This window comes from Lysinibacillus telephonicus, from assembly GCF_003966145.1.
Classification (GTDB): Bacteria; Bacillota; Bacilli; order Bacillales_A; family Planococcaceae; genus Ureibacillus; species Ureibacillus telephonicus.
In genome coordinates, this window is the sequence record NZ_RXNR01000003.1 from 43,412 (window position 1) to 61,158 (window position 17,747).

A 17,747-nucleotide genomic window follows, 5' to 3' on the forward strand; every position below is an offset into this window, starting at 1 on the left:
GACGTCTTTGTGCTGAATCGACGTGGTACCACCTTAGTTCGGCCATTGCTTTCTTCAATTAAAAAGATAGCGCTTATGGCCCTCTATCGTTATGTAACGGTAACGACTCGGTTAGTTTTTCTAACTTCTCCGTGATAGGGTTCAATAAGAAGCGGTGATATAGCTCTCAGCAACTGCTACATTTTCTGTTTCACAATTCTTATTTACTTGGTCACATCATTGATTTTATATTTCTTATAATGTATCAAATAAAGAAGAATAATACAATGTTGGTAAAAGAATTTTTATCAAAAAATTAATGGAAACTTTTAATTTCTATCAAATAAAGTTACCAACCATAAACAATATTAAATCCTTTAAAAAGCTATTCCCAAATAATAGTAAATTATATGTAATAAAGTATTATATTGATCTTCAAATATTTTAATTTTCACTATAATTTATACTTCTGAAGTCATATTTAATAAGACTCATACGAAATGGTAATATTATATCGAAAACATATGGGAGGTGTATATTATTGAAATTATCAATTAGATGGCGAATTATTGCAATTGTACTAGTAATTATTGTACTCGGCCTAGGTTCTTTAGCAACTATTAGTTCATTAACAATTTCTTCAAAAACAGAAGAAAGTGTTGTAAATCAGAGTGGGATTATAGTTAATCAGTTATCAAACTCTATTACAACTTTTTTGGATGGATATGAACAAAGCATGAAAAAAATGTCTGCTTCGCCAGAAGTGCTAGATTATTTTAAAAACTCTACTACATATAACGATGCAGCGGATATAAAGTTCCGAAGCGAGCTAGCTACATACCTTTCTGTTTATAATGGAGCCTCTTCGATTTATTTCACAGACGGTGATAAAATTATTACTGAACCACATTTTGATGAAATTTTTGATTTAGATGTTCATTCCTGTTCATGGTTCAATGATGCAATTGCTAATCCAGATTCCTTTATTTGGTCTGCTCCATATATCGACTCTTCTACCGGTCAATATGCAATTGCTGGTTCAATAGCTGTAAAAGAAGGCAATGAGGTTGTAGGTGTATTAGGCGTTGATATTCTATTATCAAGCTTAACAGAAATGATTTCTTCAATTGACTTAGGTTTTGAAGGATATCCTGTTATTCTTGATGCAAGTGGTACAGCTATTGTTCATCCATCTAAATTCGGTGAAAATTTAAGTTCAGAGGAATATGTTGCATCAATCCTTGCTGATTCAAATCAAACAAGTAATCTTGAAACATCTGTTGATAATGAAGAATCGGTATTAGTTTATAATAAAATCCCTGAAATTGGCTGGACTGTTGCGGCTATTTATAATGTAGATAATTTACAAGAAAATGCTCAAAGTATTCAACATATTATTCTTTTATTTACAATTGTCATCTTAATTATTACATTTATTGTTCTATATTTCTTTATTACTAAAACCATTAAACCAATTTCTACATTAAGTTCTTTAATGGGTCAAGTATCAAACGGCGACTTAACAGTTCATATAGATGTAAAATCTCAAGATGAGATCGGGCGTTTAAGTCATCACTTTAATGAAATGATAGATAATATGAAACGAATTATTGGAGTTGTAAAAGACTCTTCTCTAAATGTTGAAGAACGCTCTCATCATTTAAGTGCCCTAGCTGAGGAAACAAGTGCATCCAGCATTGAAGTTTCAAAAGCAGTAAATGAAATTGCAGTCGGTGCTACCACATCTTCTGAAAATGCTGATGCTGTTACAGAATCATCAAGTAAGCTTGGCGATAAAATTAATGGAATGCAGGAACAGTCAAAGGCCTTGCATGATATTACTTTAGAAGCTGGAAAATTAAACGAAATTGGGCAAGAAAAAATGAAAAATTTACTTGGTTCATTCGACTTATCTAAAGGCGAATTAAATGAAATGACTGCTTCAGTTTCTACATTAGAGAAAAAAGTTGCAGCAATTGGATCAGTTATGGATACTATTTCAGAGATATCCGCACAAACTAATTTACTTGCCCTTAATGCAAGTATTGAAGCAGCTCGTGCAGGAGAACATGGCAAAGGCTTTGCAGTTGTTGCAGAAGAAGTTCGTAAACTAGCAGAACAATCTGCATCTGCAACAGAACAAGTAAAAACAACAATCCTTGAATTACAGCAAAAGTCACATCAAGTTACATCACAAATGAAAGAAATGGAAAATACATTTAATGATCAAGGAATAGTTGTCGAGGATACTGGTGCTCTTTTTGCTAGTATTTCGAATTTGATCAATAATATGGAAGTTACATTTACTAATATCACAACTGAAATTGAAGATATTGTAAAATATAAAGATCGTGTTGTTGAAACTATTGAAACTATGGCACTTACAGCACAATCAACTGCTGCAGCTTGTGAAGAAGTTAGTGCATCAAGTGATGAGCAGCTTACAGCAATTCATTCCGTAGCAGATGCTTCTGAACAATTAAATAATTTAAGTACAGAATTGTCTATTGCGGTAAGTAAATTTAAGATTTAATAGTTAATTAAGAGGCTGTCCTAGTACTATGTACTCCATACTTTTAGGGCAGTTTTCTTTATTTATTTTGTATCTGTCGCTTCGCTTTCGATACAGAATGAATTTGTATCTGTCGCTTCGCTTTCGATACAGAATGAATTTGTATCTGTCGCTTCGCTTTCGGTATATCAAAGAGGACGTCTCACACCCTTTTGAGACGCCCTCTTTTTGTTATATTCCATTTTTCAACTTCTCTATATAATCTGAGGAATTTTGATATACTTTTTCAATCTTTTCTTCTATGAAATTGGAGCGTTCAAATAAAATGGTACGTAAATGGTCAATTTGACGGATTATTTTTTCCATTAATCCCTCGTTACAATCTACTCGATTTAATACATCTTTTTGCGATTCCTCTATATATGAAACTTGACTAACCATCTGATCGTTCAATTGGTACTGTTCATCTAATTTCTCTTTCATTTGTTCATTCATAAATGCAACTTGTTCAATTCGTTTCATCATTGCTTCGTTTATAACAGCCAATTCTTTTAATAATTCAATGACTTCCCTTTGCTTATCTTCCATTAAAGCATGGTTTTTAACTATTTCCTTTTGAGAATTACTAATTGAATTTACTTGGTTAGATAAACTATCATTTATTTGCTGTTCATGATTTAAAATCTGCTCGAATTTTAAGTTTTGGGCTTCAACTTTTTCTATGGAATTCTTAACCTGATTTTTTAATTCACTGAAACGAAGATCAAAGCTCCCCCATTTCATTAATTGTTGCTGGTTCCATTGAAGTTGAGAATTTTGTATGCGTGATACTTTTTGATGTACGGTTTGAATGGAAGCTCGATGTTGTTCAAGCATATCGGATAAGTAATCTCTTTTAAATTCCATTTGATTCGGTTCAACTAATTCGTTATCGTTCATATACACTCCTGGGTGATTAATGTATATTCCCATTGATGACTACACCCCCTTATATTCGCCTCATATAGTTTATGCAAATATTCTATATAGGCTACTTCCTAGGTCTAGCCTCTATTCGATGTTAAGTTCCTTTTTAATTAATGAAATATTTCCATTATGGTCTTCAAATTGACCATTTTTGTATTTATAGTCTTTCAATAAATGTCTGCAATCCCAGTAATTTTTTATTGATTTTCTTAGCTCTTGAATATATTGCAGTGACTTATCATTACGAATAATAATTTCTTTACTAGTTTCCGCTATATGTCCATGTCCTGGAATTAGCATATTAATTTTATGTTTTGATAATATTATATCTGTTTTTCTTAGTGTTTCCTCATACTTTTCACTACTGAAATAAATAAACGGAATTTCCAAATCCGATAAGTAATCCCCTGCTACCCAAATTCCAAGTGGTTCGATAATTGTATAGATAGAATCATTCGTATGTCCTTCGGCTTTATAAAATGTTAAAGTAGTTTTACCTATTTTCAGTACTTGGCCATCGTTATTGACTGTTATATCGACAGGAGGAAAAAGGATTGGGTAGTCACGGTCTATATAATACTGATCATCAAATTGTTTTATTTGATTTAATAATTCTTCTTTATTATCTCTATCTTTAAAAATTTTACTTGCAATTACAGTTGCACCTAAAAAAGCACCATATCCTATAAAATGATCCCAGTCAGAATGAGTAAATAGCAGATAAATAGGCCGATTTCCTTTCACTTTATTTACATGTTCCTGAATCTCCTTTACTTCATTCGGAAGTAAATTTGGATCCACGATCAATAATACGTCTTCTGTTTGTATGACCGATGACGTGGTTTTATATAGTTCGCTTTGAAACACTGTAATTTGTTCGTTTTGAAATTGAATCAATATTCTTCCCCCAATAACTCATATTATTTTCAGATGCCTTTCCTAGAATTAGTATTTTAAACTTTAAAACAGTTTTTTTATAGTTAAAACTCTATTTGTACCTGCTGCCTCCCTTTACAGTACAGAAAAATGGACGTCTATACTCTAAGACGCCCATTTTTTGCTTAGTTATTTTAATTTGAAGTTTTTAACATACTTCTCCAGCTTTTCAGCCATTTCTGTTGATTCACTGGAACGGCTTGATATTTCTGAAATACTAGCTGTTGTTTCCTCTGCAGCAGCTGAAATATTGTTCATAGTATTTTCAATCTCATGAATCGAATGTGTAAATTCATTGATCATTTCTACAATTTTATTTGATTTTTCTGTTTCAGTTGAAAGTAGATTAGAAATGCTTTTAATTTCATTCACTGTTTGATCCACAGCGATAGAAATATTCCGAAGTGCTTTTGTTGTTTGTTCGACTGTTTCAGCACCCTTTTCTATATATTTATTACTCTCAGAAGAAGAAATCATAACGTTTCCAATTCGTTCCATAATATCTTTTATAAGTTTTTCTACTTCAGATACTTCTGAATTTGATTGCTCGGCAAGTTTCCGAACTTCTTCTGCTACAACTGCAAAACCTTTACCGTGCTCTCCAGCTCTAGCTGCTTCAATAGATGCATTTAATGCTAGTAAATTAGTTTGAGAAGCAATGGTTGAAATAGTAGTTGTGATTGTTTGAATTTTTGTTGTAGATTCTACCAATTGCTTAATAGTATCGCTTACTTCTTCTGAACCATTTTTTATTTTTTCCATGTCGCTGCTAATTTCTTTAGCACGCTGCTCCCCTTCTGCAGCAATTTTCATTGTCTTATTTGAGTTGATTACTGAAAGATCTGCCTTTCCTTTCATATTTTGCAAGTCATCTGCCAATGTTGTTAAAACATTTGAAGCATTATCGGCATGTTGCATTCCATCCGTCATGGCGACGGTAACATTTTCAATACTATTTGCAACTTCTTGAACAGTATCATTCATTTCTTTTAAAGAACTTGCTGTTTCATTTGCGTTTAATGTAAGTTGATGGGAAGTTTGACTCATCGTTGAAATCATATTTTGTAAATTCAGCGTCATCTGATTTAACGTATCAGCTAAATCACCAATTTCATCCTTACTTTTTACATTAGTTTTTTCAACCATTAAATTACCTTGTGCAATTTCCTTTGCTTGCTTTATTAGTTGTGAGATTGGTTTTGTTTTTCGACCAATTAATAATGCTGTTACAAGTGATGCTATTAACATAGGAATTAAGCTAAGCAGAATTCCTTTACTTACAACACCCCAAGTTCTTTCAGTAACAATGTCTGCATTAAAATCTATTGCGCTAATAGCAATAATTTCCTTAGCTGGATCATGGTCTTTGTAAATAGGTGCATATCCTGATAAACGTTCCATTCCTGCAAAATCATATGGCTCTGAATATGTTGGATGCCCCATTTCTAATAGTGCTGAAATGGCTTTTTCATCTATTTGAAAAGCATCTCCGGGTTCTAGTCCTTGTTCTCTAAGATTTTCATCAACTGCTATTAAATTACCATTTAAATCTAATATATATTGAGCTTCAAATATATCTTTATGAGCAGTAGTCCAATTTAATTGTTCTCCTATTTTCATTTGTAATTCAGAATTTCCAGCTATAGCACCTGCTAATTCCTCTGTATCTATTAGGCCAGTAGTTATATTAGCACATCCATAAGCTTCTATTCCAGCAGCCTCATATAATTTATCATAGGCTGTAAAATAAGTAGCAATGGAAGTGATTAAAATCATGACCACAAGTATCCCCGCTATAATAGTGCCTAGTTGAAAAGTTAAAGTGTGTCTAATCTTACTAGTTCTTTTGTTCATTTTATTAGAAAGCCCCCTATAGTACTAATAACACAACTGTCATAATCATACTATGAAAAGATGTATAGAGAAACTATGTTTGAAAATTTTTTTACTTTTTAGTATTAAGATGGTATTTTTATTGACATAATGGGAACTTTGCTATATAGAAGCTACAATTTGTTTAATATTTTCTAAAACTACTATTTTAGAATAACTATAACTACTTATCTGGAGAATAATATCTAAAATCGATTTATCATTTTAGTTTACATAATAAATTTACGGTAATTAAATGATTTATGAAAATCACCTTTACGCAAATTTCCATTAGGAGATATTTATAGATCAATGGTTACATTGGCTACCCATTTAAAATACTTAGAAATACAGCGAATATTAAAAATATTGCAACACCAAAATAAGAGATAGACCACAATCGTTTTTGCGTGCTTTTATATTCCCTCAATCCAAGGATAATAAATATACCACTCAATAAAGCTAGTGATAATTGATTAAAACGAAAGTCATCAGTTACAATACTATAACTACTAATTCCAATGACTAAAACTGTAAGAATAAGCTGAAGTAACAAGTAAATATCAAATTTTCTATTCTTCATTTTTTCTCCTCTTGAATGCTTACCATTAACCAGCACACTAATTTTTAAAAGTACATATATCTGAATTTAATATTAAAGTGATTATATCATGTTATTGCTATCCATTTATAGAAAAAAATGTAAACCAACTACAACTATTTCATACTTATGTTAAAGTTCCAGATTCGTAACGTTAATTAAAAGGTAATAAAAAAATCACCACTAAAGGAATACCTAAAGAGGTGATTTTTATAATCAGGTTCATTTTTTTAATTTCTTAAATTTTTGTACAGTTGCTTTTCGATCTCTGCTCTGACTAATCGCAGAGATAACCGCAACTCCATCTGCACCAGCTCTTATTACTTCATTTGCATTTTCAGTAGTGATACCACCTATTGCGACGATTGGAAAGTTAGGGAAATTGTATCGAGCCCTTGATAAAAAAGATACCCCAGCTGCCGGCTTTGCATCTGGTTTCGATATTGTTTCAAAAATAGGGCCAATTCCAACATAATCTGCACCACCCTGAACTGCAGCGTACATTTCTTCCTCTGTATGCACTGAAACACCAACAATTTTTCCTTCAAATTGCTTACGAATATATTTTAATGGCAGATCATCTTGCCCAACATGAGCACCATCTGCATTTAATGTAAGTGCTAAATCAACATCATCATTTACTATAAAAGGCACATTATATTGCTTGCATAATTTCTGGCATTGCTTTGCAAATTTTATATATTCATTGCCTTTTAATCCTTTGTCTCCCTTTTCACGGAACTGAAAGAAAGTTACACCTGCACTTAACGCTTCTTCTAATACAATTAGCGGATCTTCCTTACAATTTTCTGCTCCCATAATAAAGTAGACCTCTAGATCACTTCGTTTCATGAACCATCACCTCATAAATGCCCCGCAGCTCTTGGTAGGCAAAATGATTTGTTGGACCATGACCATGTCCGATATTTAACGGATGTTCTATTGCAAGCTGTACAAATTTTTTTGCTTCTACAATTGACTCATGTAGAGTAAATCCTCTACCTAAAAATGCTGTAATTGCTGATGAAAACGTACATCCAGTTCCATGTGTATGTTTCGTATTAATTCTTTTCGTTTCCATCGAAAATGATGAACCGTTTTCAAAAAAGACAGTATCAGTAGCAGTATCAGCTTCTTCAAAATGACCACCCTTCATCACAACACACTTTACACCAAGTTGTAAAATACGTTTGGCGGCGTTAAATATATCCTGTTCATTACGAATTTTTACGCCGCTAATTACTTCTGCCTCGGGGATATTTGGTGTCAATACAGTAGCAAGTGGTAGTAATTTTGTATTTAATGCATGAACAGCATCGTCTTGCAATAGTGCTGCACCGCCTTTTGCGATCATCACAGGATCTACAATTATGTGTGCTGTTTGTTGCTGCAAAATTCTTGCTACTGTTTCAATAATTTCAGTAGAAAAAAGCATACCTGTTTTCAAAGCTTTAACATTAAAATCTTGAAAAACTGACGTCATTTGCTGCGCTACAAATTCAGGTGTAGTCGGATATATTCCTTGAACCCCACATGTGTTTTGAGCTGTAAGAGCAGTGATAACAGATGTTCCAAATGTTTTTAATTCCTGAAAAGTTTTTAAATCTGCTTGAATGCCAGCCCCACCGCCACTGTCGGAGCCTGCAATTGTCAAAACTACGTCCATTGCTCTCCTCCAATAGAAGCCTCATGGATTCCGTTAATAACTTCCATTTGGAATGACCCTAATAATTTTTTCTTTGAGGCATTTTCAGCTACTTTTTTATAGTCTGTCAACACGTTTTGTAAATTTTGAATCTTGTTTCCCTCTAATGTTAATGTGGCGGCGCAAATTGCACTAAGCAGGCATCCAGTTCCAGTAACCTGAGTCATTAGTTCATTTCCACCAGGTACCCACTCTTCATTTTTCCCATCTGTTACATAATCTGCAGCACCTGTAACAATAACAAGGCAGTTATATTGATGGGCAACCTGTTTAGCAACTGAAGCTACATCCATACTCCCTTCTCCACTATCTACACCTTTAGAATGCCAATTAACACCTGCAATAGTGGCAAGTTCCCCCGCATTACAACGAATAAGTTGGATATTAATACTATTTAAAATTTCATTTACAGCATTTTGGCGGAATTTTGTAGCACCTACACCAACTGGGTCTAGTACAACAGGTATATTCAATTCATTTGCCTTTTTTCCCGCAAGTTTCATCGTTTCTAGTGTTCGTTGATTTAATGTACCAATGTTAAGTAATAAAGCGTTGGCAATGGACACCATTTCTTGTACTTCATCCATTTCATCTGCCATTACAGGAGAAGCACCAATTGCCAACATTCCATTCGCTGTAAAATTAGCAACAACATAATTTGTAATACAATGAACTAACGGATTTTTTTGACGTATTTTAAACATACTCATAATATTCCACCTCTTTCTTCCAATTTTCTAACGTCCAGGACATCTCCCAAAATTTCCATTCATAATAGCAGCTCTTTTTAAAATGAGATTTAAGAAGGTAGATCTTTAAGGGGTGTTCTATTGCAAAGCGATTCATCATCGCTTTTTGAAAGTCGATTTTTTCTTTAAGTTCAGGACTGCTGTATATGTCTATCCATTCTTGATACAATTTCACTCCAGGTTTTGAATCTTTGTATTTCTCCCCAATCTCCTGATAAATCCATGGACATGGTAAAATTGCTGCGAAAGCTTCTTCCACACCACCATTGTGTACTGCATTATACATATGGCTAACATAATTGTAGGTAGATGGTGCGGGTTCAAAATTATTTATTTCATCTTCAGTTACACCTAACTCTTTAAAAACAGTACGGTGTAAAACTAACTCAGATTCATTAATATAACTACAAGAATCCAAAAAGAATACAATATCATCATTTGTTTCTGCCTTAGATGCAGCAATGGCTAAAATTTTAGTGTAGTGCTTTAAATAGTAAGCATCTTGCATCATGTAATACTTAAATTTTTCAATAGGCAGTGAACCATCTACTATACCTTTTACAAATGGATGATTAAAGCTCCCTTCAAAATAAAGATCCGTTTCTGTTCTTACTTCTTCACAAAATATCATGAATGTCCTCCTTTTTTGGTGGACGTAAGAGAGAAAAAAACGCTCTTTTTGTTTTATGACAAAAAGAGCGTTTTTCCTATTAGAAAGTGGTTTCACTGCTAGGTAATCAGCGAATTCTTCCCAAAATGGTTTAATTGCTCCCTACGTCAGTATTAACTGTCAGGTTCAAAGGGTCAGGTTTTAACCTTCTCAGGCGCAAAAGCACCCCCCCTGCAATTAGAGATATTTAGCAAATAAAAAACTCTCCAAAATGGAGAGCATTTTTACAGCACAAATAAGCGAAATTTTCACTTGTAATGTACTTTGCTCCCTACGCCAGTATTAACTGAACAGGTTCAAAGGGTCAGGTTTTAACCTTCTCAGGCGCAAAAGCACCCCCCCTGCAAATATTCTAATTAATAATATTCTAGCAGTTTTTTTTGAATATTCAAGAGGATTAAGTTTCAGATAAATTAATCAACTATTTATACCATTAATACTACTTTTTTAAACAATGCATTGCTTCTTCTGCTTCATCCCATGGGACAACATAGCCTTTTCCTTTCACGCAAAAAATACTTGATGATGTATATTCAGGGTCAGCATTTTTATCATAATTAATTTGTTCAATTACTTCTTCAGAATTATGGCAAATATCGTAGCCAGAAAATTGAATCGATAAAGCACCTTTTCCATTTGTGTATGCCGAAAAAATAGTATTGTAATTCATAAAGGTAGAGACAGGTGCTTTCCCAATAATCGTTACCTGATTTTCTGACATAATTGGAGGTTCAAAAGTGCCAAAAGCTTGTTGAATATCTGTCATTATTCTTCCAATAAAATCTAAGGGAGCTTTCATCTTAAAACGATAATAGGGTTCGAGCAATATATTTTCAGCTTGTTCTAGACCTTGCCGTAATGCTCGGAAGGTTGCTTCACGGAAATCTCCCCCTTCAGTATGCTTGTTATGTGCACGGCCAGTTAACAATGTAAATTTGATATCCGTAATTGGATATCCCGTCAATAAGCCATGGTGATCCCGTTCAAATAAATGCTTCTCAACTAGTCTTTGATGCCCAATTGACAAGTCATCTGCGTGACAAGCATTGTCAAACAGAATACCTGAACCTCTCGGAGCAGGTTCCATTTTCAAATGAACTTCAGCATAATGTTTTAGTGGCTCGAAATGTCCGTAACCCGTAACGGTATTTTGAATTGTTTCTAAATATAAAATTTTCGGTTCTTCAAATTGCACATCAATACTAAATCGTGTTTTTGCTATATCTTCTAAAACTTCAAGCTGAATGATTCCCATAACATGCACATGTATTTCTTGAAATTTCTCGCTCCAAACCACTTGTAATGTTGGCTCTTCAGATTCAAGTAAGCGAAAAATACGCAATATTTCCTTAATATGCTCTGCCCCTTTGTAGACAACTTTTGCCTGTAAGGTTGGGACAAGTTCAAATTGTTCATTAAGATTTGCGTTGTCACCTAGAACATCCCCAATTTTTGCATATGTAAGTCCTTTTACTGCAAATATCTCACCAGCATTAACTTGCTGAACTATATTAAATTGAGTTCCATTATAAAGTCGAATTTCTGTTACTTTTTCAGTTAAATCTTCAAATTGAAACTCATCTCTAACTTTTAGCGTTCCACTTAACGCTTTTATAAATGTAATTCGCTGATTTTGTTCATCATGGCGAATTTTAAACACTTTTCCTTGGAAAGGTGCATCATTGTCAAATTTAGTTTTTGTAAGTATTGCAAATTGGTTAAAAAATTCTTTGACTTTTATATCTTTTAAAGCTGAACCTGCCATACAAATAAATGCTTGTTCGTTTTGAATCATCTTCAATAGCGCAGAAAAATATTGCGATATGTCTATATTATCTTCCATATAATGCTCAAACAGCTTCTCATCACGTTCCGCAATCCATTCTAAAATACTTTCCGGAATCGATTGATCATTAATCTCCTCCTTTAATAATAAAGCATCCGTTGAAAATTCTTTTTTAATGCTTTGCATTACCTCTTCAACAGCTGCCCCTTCACGGTCAATTTTATTAATGAAAATAAATGTTGGAACATGGTATTTCCTTAAAAGATTCCAAACTGTCTCAGTATGTCCTTCAATTCCATCAACTGCACTGATTAATAGAATAGCGTAATCCATTATACTAATTGCCCGTTCCATTTCTGGTGAAAAATCCATATGTCCTGGTGTATCAATTAAAGTATAAGTATCTCCTTTATAATGAATTCTGCCTTGCTCAGCAAAGATGGTAATTCCACGTTGACGTTCAATCGCATGATTATCTAAATATGCGTCCTTATGATCAACACGCCCTCTTTCTTTAATGCTCTCCGTATGGTAAAGCAGCTGCTCAGAAAAGGTTGTCTTGCCAGCATCTACATGGGCAAGTACGCCAAAAGTTTTATACATATTATTACTTCCTTCTTATTTACAATAATAAAAGTATTGTATCAAAAAATAATCCGCCTCACCTATGAGACGGATCATTTTTCTAAAAGCGCAGTGTTATAAGCAACAGATGAAAAACTAAATAAAATAAAAGAGATGTAACTTTGTCTTATTATAAAGCATCTGTTTGTTCTGGGCCTTCAGGTAAGTATTTCAATAAACCAATATCATTTAATCCATTATAAATTTTCGTTGTATAGCCGAGATTTTCATTTGATAAGTAAGATGCTTTCGAAGCAATCAATTTTTCGATTGTTGGTAAATATGTTTTATCAACTTGAGACCAAAGCTTATAGGATTGGATTAAATCCTCTAACGTTAAATGTTTGTAGTCATCCCCTACAAACTCATACTCTGGACTAATTTTATACCAAATGTCACCATTATCGCGTATCCATTTATCTTGATCTCTCTCTATTGCTGTTTGAATAGCTCTTGCAGTTTCTAAATACTTTTCATCACCAAATTCTAAGTAGGCCATTAATAAAATATTCATCCCTCCAAGAACGTGATTCATAGATGAATGTGTTGTGACTTTTTGGTTCACAGGAAAGTAGTCAGAAATATAATATGAATTATTATCTACTTGAATAATATGTCCCTCCTCTTTCCTTGAAACCAATAAATCCGCATAATTTCTCAAAGGCTCTTTATAATTTGGAATATTAAATAGTTCCCCACTATTGTAATAGAAGAGTGCGATTTGTTCGTTAAAGCGTGTATCAATAAAAGGAGCTGTAATATTATACAAACTTTTTAAGTAAGTGCTAGTAACTTCCGTTTGCCAATACTCTTTACCCATTTTAAAGTTTTGTAAATTTACAAATGAATTATAGACAAGATTCTCGAAATAACGATCTTGTTGATTTTTATATAAAGTAAGTGCCCGATCTTCTTTTACAAGCAATAAACTTCTACCATAACCTAACCCACTTTCTGGCATTGGTTCAGTTGTAGAAACCATTTTATTATAAGGTCCATCTGCAGTGTACCAGTTATTTCGTTTCTTAAAATATCTAGCTGTTTCCTGCATCCAGCTTTCGCGATTTAAATCTGATTTAAATAACGGATGGCTCGAATCTACATACCAATGATCGACAATGTCATTGCCAACAGATTGCAATCTATAGACAGACATTAATGTTGAACCTATTTTAGCATAAGATAGAACTTCTGTTTCAGATAGTAAACTGCGCATGGTACTTTTTCCACCGTCTTCATAATCAAGGGTTAGTTGCTTTGAATTATATGCCTTTCCAACCATCCGTTCTTCAACGGAACCATCATCCTTTACATAACTTAATAAACCTGTTGGATAACTCGTAATGTCAGTTCCCTTACTTGTATCACTGCGTTTAATAGGATAGTTATCAAAACGAGCCAAAGAAAAATCGACTACATCATTTTCTTTTTGAAGTATATCTACGATAACAGTCTTCGAATTTGGATTAACTAACTGGGAAAATAAAAAATAGTCGCCATTGTCAAATGATCTAACTGTTACTGTTAACTTTGCGTCTTGCGCAACTGAATAAGTATAAATATTGTCTCGTGAAAAACCATTATCAATCCGTTCATGGCCAGTATAAATTAATTCATCTTTCGAACGGATATATATCGGATGTTCATCAAAGGACAATTTAATTAAATTTACTTCTGAAGGTATAATGCTAAAGTTTTTAGAAGTCTCAATATTTTGTAATTTATACTCATACTCTTCCCCAGAAATTTTCCCTGTTAACACCAATGCTTTGTAAAGTGCACTTGCAAATTCTACTCTTTTAACGGAGTTAGATGGTTTAAACTCTCCGTTATTTGTAAAAAGCAATTTATGTTGTAAAGCAATTTGAACAGCTTCTTTAAAATTGTCATTAATTGCGGCCTGATCACTAATCACAATTTCCTCATTAATTGCTTCTAATTTAAAAGCCTGAATAAGCGCATAGGCAAATTGTTCCCGTGTCATTTTATCGTTAAGCCCGAAGACATTTTCACTATTGCTCGGAACTAAATCAATTTCTAACGCAGCAAGAATTTTTGAGGCATCTTTTGTTTCCTCCGTTATATCATTATAAATAGGATTAAAAGGGATATCCGGAAGTTTAAGAGCTTTTGCTAATGCAATGGCAGCCTCACCTTTCGTTATAACGACATCTGGACGAAATTGTAAATCGCGATCCGCTTCTATAATCCCCAATTCCATTAGTTGAAAAATCTCATTTTTTGCCCAATATGTATTAGGTATATCTAATAATCCAATATCTGTTGACTTTTCTTCTATATTTTCCGCAGAGGCGGTAGTACCTGCTACTGAAAAAATAATAATAAATGTTACTAATAATTTAATTATGAATTTTTTCACTGCATGTTCCCCATTCCTTAAATACTGTAATTTTATCTTACCAAATTATATCCAAAACAGTAAATTAAAAGCCAGTAACGGTTCCTAAGTTGGGATTATTTGTATTTTTTAATAGGTAATTTCGATATGAGTATTATTAATCTCAAAACTTAAGACTGTTTATCCACCTATAACCATTTTGAATGGTAATAAAATAATGTCACAAGGTCTAAGTAATTTTTGGCACATTCCATATCATAACTATCAAAATGAAATATTCATTACACAATTTCCTACCTAAATTTATTAATATTTACTATTAAGTAGTATAATAAACTTCTATATTTCAACTAACTACATAACAAAGACAAAAGTCTAATCCAAAACTAAGTAGAAAGCCTATTGAAATAAGTAATGATTATCTAATAATTTGTAGCTTATGGGTAAAAATATCAATTTTAAATAAAGATAAAAAATTACTATAAATTTTTTAAACGTTGGTATTATCGCCTTTCTCACTAATGCACCCCTTAATATACTGTAGTATCAACAATGAAAGGGGGGAAAATAATGTCACAATATAGTAAACGCAAAGTTTCAGATCTTTTTCACGATTGCGGTTGTGGACACGATGACAACCACGGTCATAAACATGATAAAGACGAATTAGAGCGCATCATTCGTTTGTTAAAGAAAATTCTTGACGAAATAGACGACAAGAAAAAACACGACCATAACGGAAATAACGGCAATCAATGTGATGCTGTAGTGTTAACTTTCACTAGAAACGACCATGAAATTGTCCTAGCAACTACAAGCAACTCTATCTTCGATTGTCCTTTAAGCCCAGGAGATAGCGCTGCTGCGGCGATTGCATGTCTATCTGGCAAAGGCTTTAAAATTGAAGCATTCACACAACAAGGTGAGTTCATCACTTACACATTGGTAAGATGTCGTTAGTAGTTGACGAAGCCAGGGGGATCTCTCCTTGGTTTCTTTTTTAGTTGATTTAAACCTCATCTTTTAAAATATCTACATTTAGTTGTTTAATAAATTTTTAAATTTAAATTTACCTCCAATATCTACTCCATTCAAAATAGAAAATCGGTTCCGTTCCTTCAAAATCAAAATAATTATTTTTATAAACACCTATTTTTATAGAAAGAGTATGACCATTTTATAAAATCCGCTTAGTTAAAACAAAAAGACCCAAAAGGCAGTTTAAACCCTCTGAGTCCCCACTCTTATGTTCGTAATTTTTTAAAACTTCATCGTACCCGCTTTTGCTGCGTTGACATGCCATGAAAGCGCTTTTTCTAGATTGTGTGGTGTATGTGCATTGCCTGTTAATTCAACGGCTTCATTATAATAATCCCATAATTGTTGTTTAAAGTCAGGGTGAACACAGTTCTCGATAATTAAAGGAACTCGCTCTTTTGGTGCTAATCCACGTAAGTCTGCTACACCTTGCTCAGTAACGATGACATGTACGTCATGTTCTGTATGATCGTGGTGTGCAACCATTGGCACGATGGATGACAATTTACCGCCTTTTGCATACGATTTCGTTACGAAAATACTTAATCGTGAGTTACGAGTGAAGTCTCCTGATCCACCGATACCGTTCATCATGCGAGTACCGCCAACATGAGTAGAGTTTACGTTGCCATAAATATCTACCTCTAATGCTGCATTGATAGCAATTAACCCTAAACGGCGAATCACTTCTGGATGGTTGGAGATTTCCTGAGGACGAATAATAATTTTATCGGCATACTTTTCGATATTGCCATATACTTTCTTTTGCAGCTCTTCCGAAATAGTGATTGATGTACAAGATGCAAATGAAACTTTTCCAGCATCAATTAAATTAAACACGGCATCTTGCAAAACTTCAGAGAATATAATTAAATCTTCAAACTCAGAAGTCTTAAATCCTTCCAATACAGCATTTGCTACAGATCCTACACCGGATTGCAACGGAGCCAATTTATTCGTTAGTCGGCCTGCTTTAATTTCACTTCTAAAGAAATCTAGCAAATGGTTTGCCATATCCTGCGTTTCATTATCAGGCTCGACAATTAAAGATGGAGCGTCTTGTTCATTTGAAATAACGATTGCTTTAACCTTGTCAGGATTTATTTTAATGCCGATGTCACCAATACGGTCAGTTGGGTTTAATATAGGAATTGGTTTACGTTCACCTTGAGCATCAGGTATATAAATGTCATGTACACCGACTAGTGATTCAGAGTGAGCAAGGTTTAATTCAATAATTAGATTTTCTGCATATTGAGCAAAAATCGGAGAGTTCCCAACTGATGTTGTTGGAACTAAAAATCCGTCTTGTGTGATAGCTGTCGCCTCAATTATGGCAAAATTAATCGGTCCAATAATACCTTGTCGAACCAATTCTGCATTATGTGAGAGGTGAGCATCTACATAAAGTACTTCACCTTTATTAATTAAATTTCGAATTGCAGGATCACCTTGATATGGCCCCCGCTTACGAATTGCCCCTGTTTCAGCTAAAATTTGGTCTACTTCAGGCCCCAATGAAGCCCCCGTATATACATCAATTTTAATTTTCTCATTTTTTGCTCTCTGTGCTAAAGCCAGTGGTACAACTTTTGCATCCCCTGCACGTGTAAATCCACTCATTCCAACAATATCGCCGTCTTGAATTAATGCCGCTGCATCTTCTGCCGAAACAATCTTGTTTACTAAACTGCTTATTCCGATTCTTTTTTCAATTACTTGTTCCATTTCCTTTCCTCCTATTCTATTTGGTTATTAGAATGCTAGATTCCTCCACCATTTCTATTTATGCAAGAAACAAGGAAAATAGAACCAATTTTATCGAAAAATTCGTAAAACTGTCAGGATGGGATTTTCTGAAAATATTTAGAGTAGCCGTTACGAAAGATAAATGACACTTTAAATGCCTAATTCGGAGAAGTATATTTCCTAACGAAAAGAGACCAGTCA

General features: G+C 33.6%; 13 protein-coding genes, 2 riboswitches and 1 other annotated feature (1 of these 16 cut by a window edge). Of the genes, 2 read left to right on the forward strand and 11 right to left on the reverse strand.

Features of this window, described 5'->3' with window-relative positions:
• Positions 1-229: a binding site (T-box leader), on the reverse strand (it extends 6 nt beyond the left edge of the window).
• A gap of 291 nt (positions 230-520) precedes the next feature.
• Positions 521-2,512 carry a methyl-accepting chemotaxis protein gene (locus tag EKG35_RS01470; protein ID WP_126292539.1) on the forward strand — a complete coding sequence of 664 codons (1,992 nt, stop codon included), beginning with the start codon at positions 521-523 and terminating at the stop codon, positions 2,510-2,512.
• A gap of 210 nt (positions 2,513-2,722) precedes the next feature.
• Here EKG35_RS01470 and EKG35_RS01475 read toward each other — a convergent pair whose 3' ends face one another.
• From EKG35_RS01475 to EKG35_RS01520, 10 genes are all read right to left on the reverse strand, one after another.
• Positions 2,723-3,463: a hypothetical protein gene (locus EKG35_RS01475; protein ID WP_126292540.1), complete on the reverse strand. Its 741-nt coding sequence runs from the start codon at positions 3,461-3,463 to the stop codon at positions 2,723-2,725.
• 78 nt (positions 3,464-3,541) lie between these two features.
• The gene (locus EKG35_RS01480) at positions 3,542-4,354 is read right to left on the reverse strand and encodes an MBL fold metallo-hydrolase (protein WP_126292541.1); all 813 of its coding nucleotides are present in this window, start codon (positions 4,352-4,354) and stop codon (positions 3,542-3,544) included.
• 168 nt (positions 4,355-4,522) lie between these two features.
• On the reverse strand, positions 4,523-6,247 hold the full coding sequence (locus EKG35_RS01485; protein WP_126292542.1) for a methyl-accepting chemotaxis protein: 1,725 nt from the start codon (positions 6,245-6,247) through the stop codon (positions 4,523-4,525).
• Between the two features lie 343 nt (positions 6,248-6,590).
• The gene (locus EKG35_RS01490; RefSeq protein ID WP_126292543.1) at positions 6,591-6,848 is read right to left on the reverse strand and encodes a DUF3953 domain-containing protein; all 258 of its coding nucleotides are present in this window, start codon (positions 6,846-6,848) and stop codon (positions 6,591-6,593) included.
• Positions 6,849-7,088: 240 nt separating this feature from the next.
• Positions 7,089-7,718, reverse strand: a complete 630-nt coding sequence (thiE, locus tag EKG35_RS01495) for a thiamine phosphate synthase (RefSeq protein ID WP_126292544.1) — start codon at positions 7,716-7,718, stop codon at positions 7,089-7,091.
• The gene (gene thiD / locus EKG35_RS01500) at positions 7,705-8,532 is read right to left on the reverse strand and encodes a bifunctional hydroxymethylpyrimidine kinase/phosphomethylpyrimidine kinase (protein WP_126292545.1); all 828 of its coding nucleotides are present in this window, start codon (positions 8,530-8,532) and stop codon (positions 7,705-7,707) included. The genes thiE and thiD overlap by 14 nt, the downstream gene beginning before the upstream one ends.
• A complete protein-coding gene (thiM, locus tag EKG35_RS01505; protein ID WP_126292546.1) occupies positions 8,523-9,281 on the reverse strand; it encodes a hydroxyethylthiazole kinase in 759 nt (252 codons plus the stop codon). Before thiM ends, thiD begins: the two co-directional genes overlap by 10 nt.
• On the reverse strand, positions 9,268-9,951 hold the full coding sequence (gene tenA, locus EKG35_RS01510) for a thiaminase II (RefSeq protein WP_126292547.1): 684 nt from the start codon (positions 9,949-9,951) through the stop codon (positions 9,268-9,270). Before tenA ends, thiM begins: the two co-directional genes overlap by 14 nt.
• 121 nt (positions 9,952-10,072) lie before the next feature.
• Positions 10,073-10,172: riboswitch (TPP riboswitch) on the reverse strand.
• 69 nt (positions 10,173-10,241) lie between these two features.
• Positions 10,242-10,342: riboswitch (TPP riboswitch) on the reverse strand.
• Between the two features lie 87 nt (positions 10,343-10,429).
• A complete protein-coding gene (locus tag EKG35_RS01515) occupies positions 10,430-12,379 on the reverse strand; it encodes an elongation factor G (protein WP_126292548.1) in 1,950 nt (649 codons plus the stop codon).
• A gap of 151 nt (positions 12,380-12,530) precedes the next feature.
• Positions 12,531-14,780 (reverse strand): S-layer homology domain-containing protein, encoded by a 2,250-nt coding sequence (locus EKG35_RS01520; protein ID WP_126292549.1) that lies wholly within the window; start codon positions 14,778-14,780, stop codon positions 12,531-12,533.
• A gap of 549 nt (positions 14,781-15,329) precedes the next feature.
• Between EKG35_RS01520 and EKG35_RS01525 the strand changes: the two genes are divergently transcribed.
• Positions 15,330-15,719 (forward strand): hypothetical protein, encoded by a 390-nt coding sequence (locus EKG35_RS01525; protein WP_126292550.1) that lies wholly within the window; start codon positions 15,330-15,332, stop codon positions 15,717-15,719.
• Positions 15,720-16,019: 300 nt separating this feature from the next.
• Here the strand turns inward: EKG35_RS01525 and scpC are convergent, their stop codons facing one another.
• On the reverse strand, positions 16,020-17,525 hold the full coding sequence (scpC, locus tag EKG35_RS01530) for a succinyl-CoA:acetate CoA-transferase ScpC (protein WP_126292551.1): 1,506 nt from the start codon (positions 17,523-17,525) through the stop codon (positions 16,020-16,022).
• Positions 17,526-17,747 lie beyond the last annotated feature (222 nt).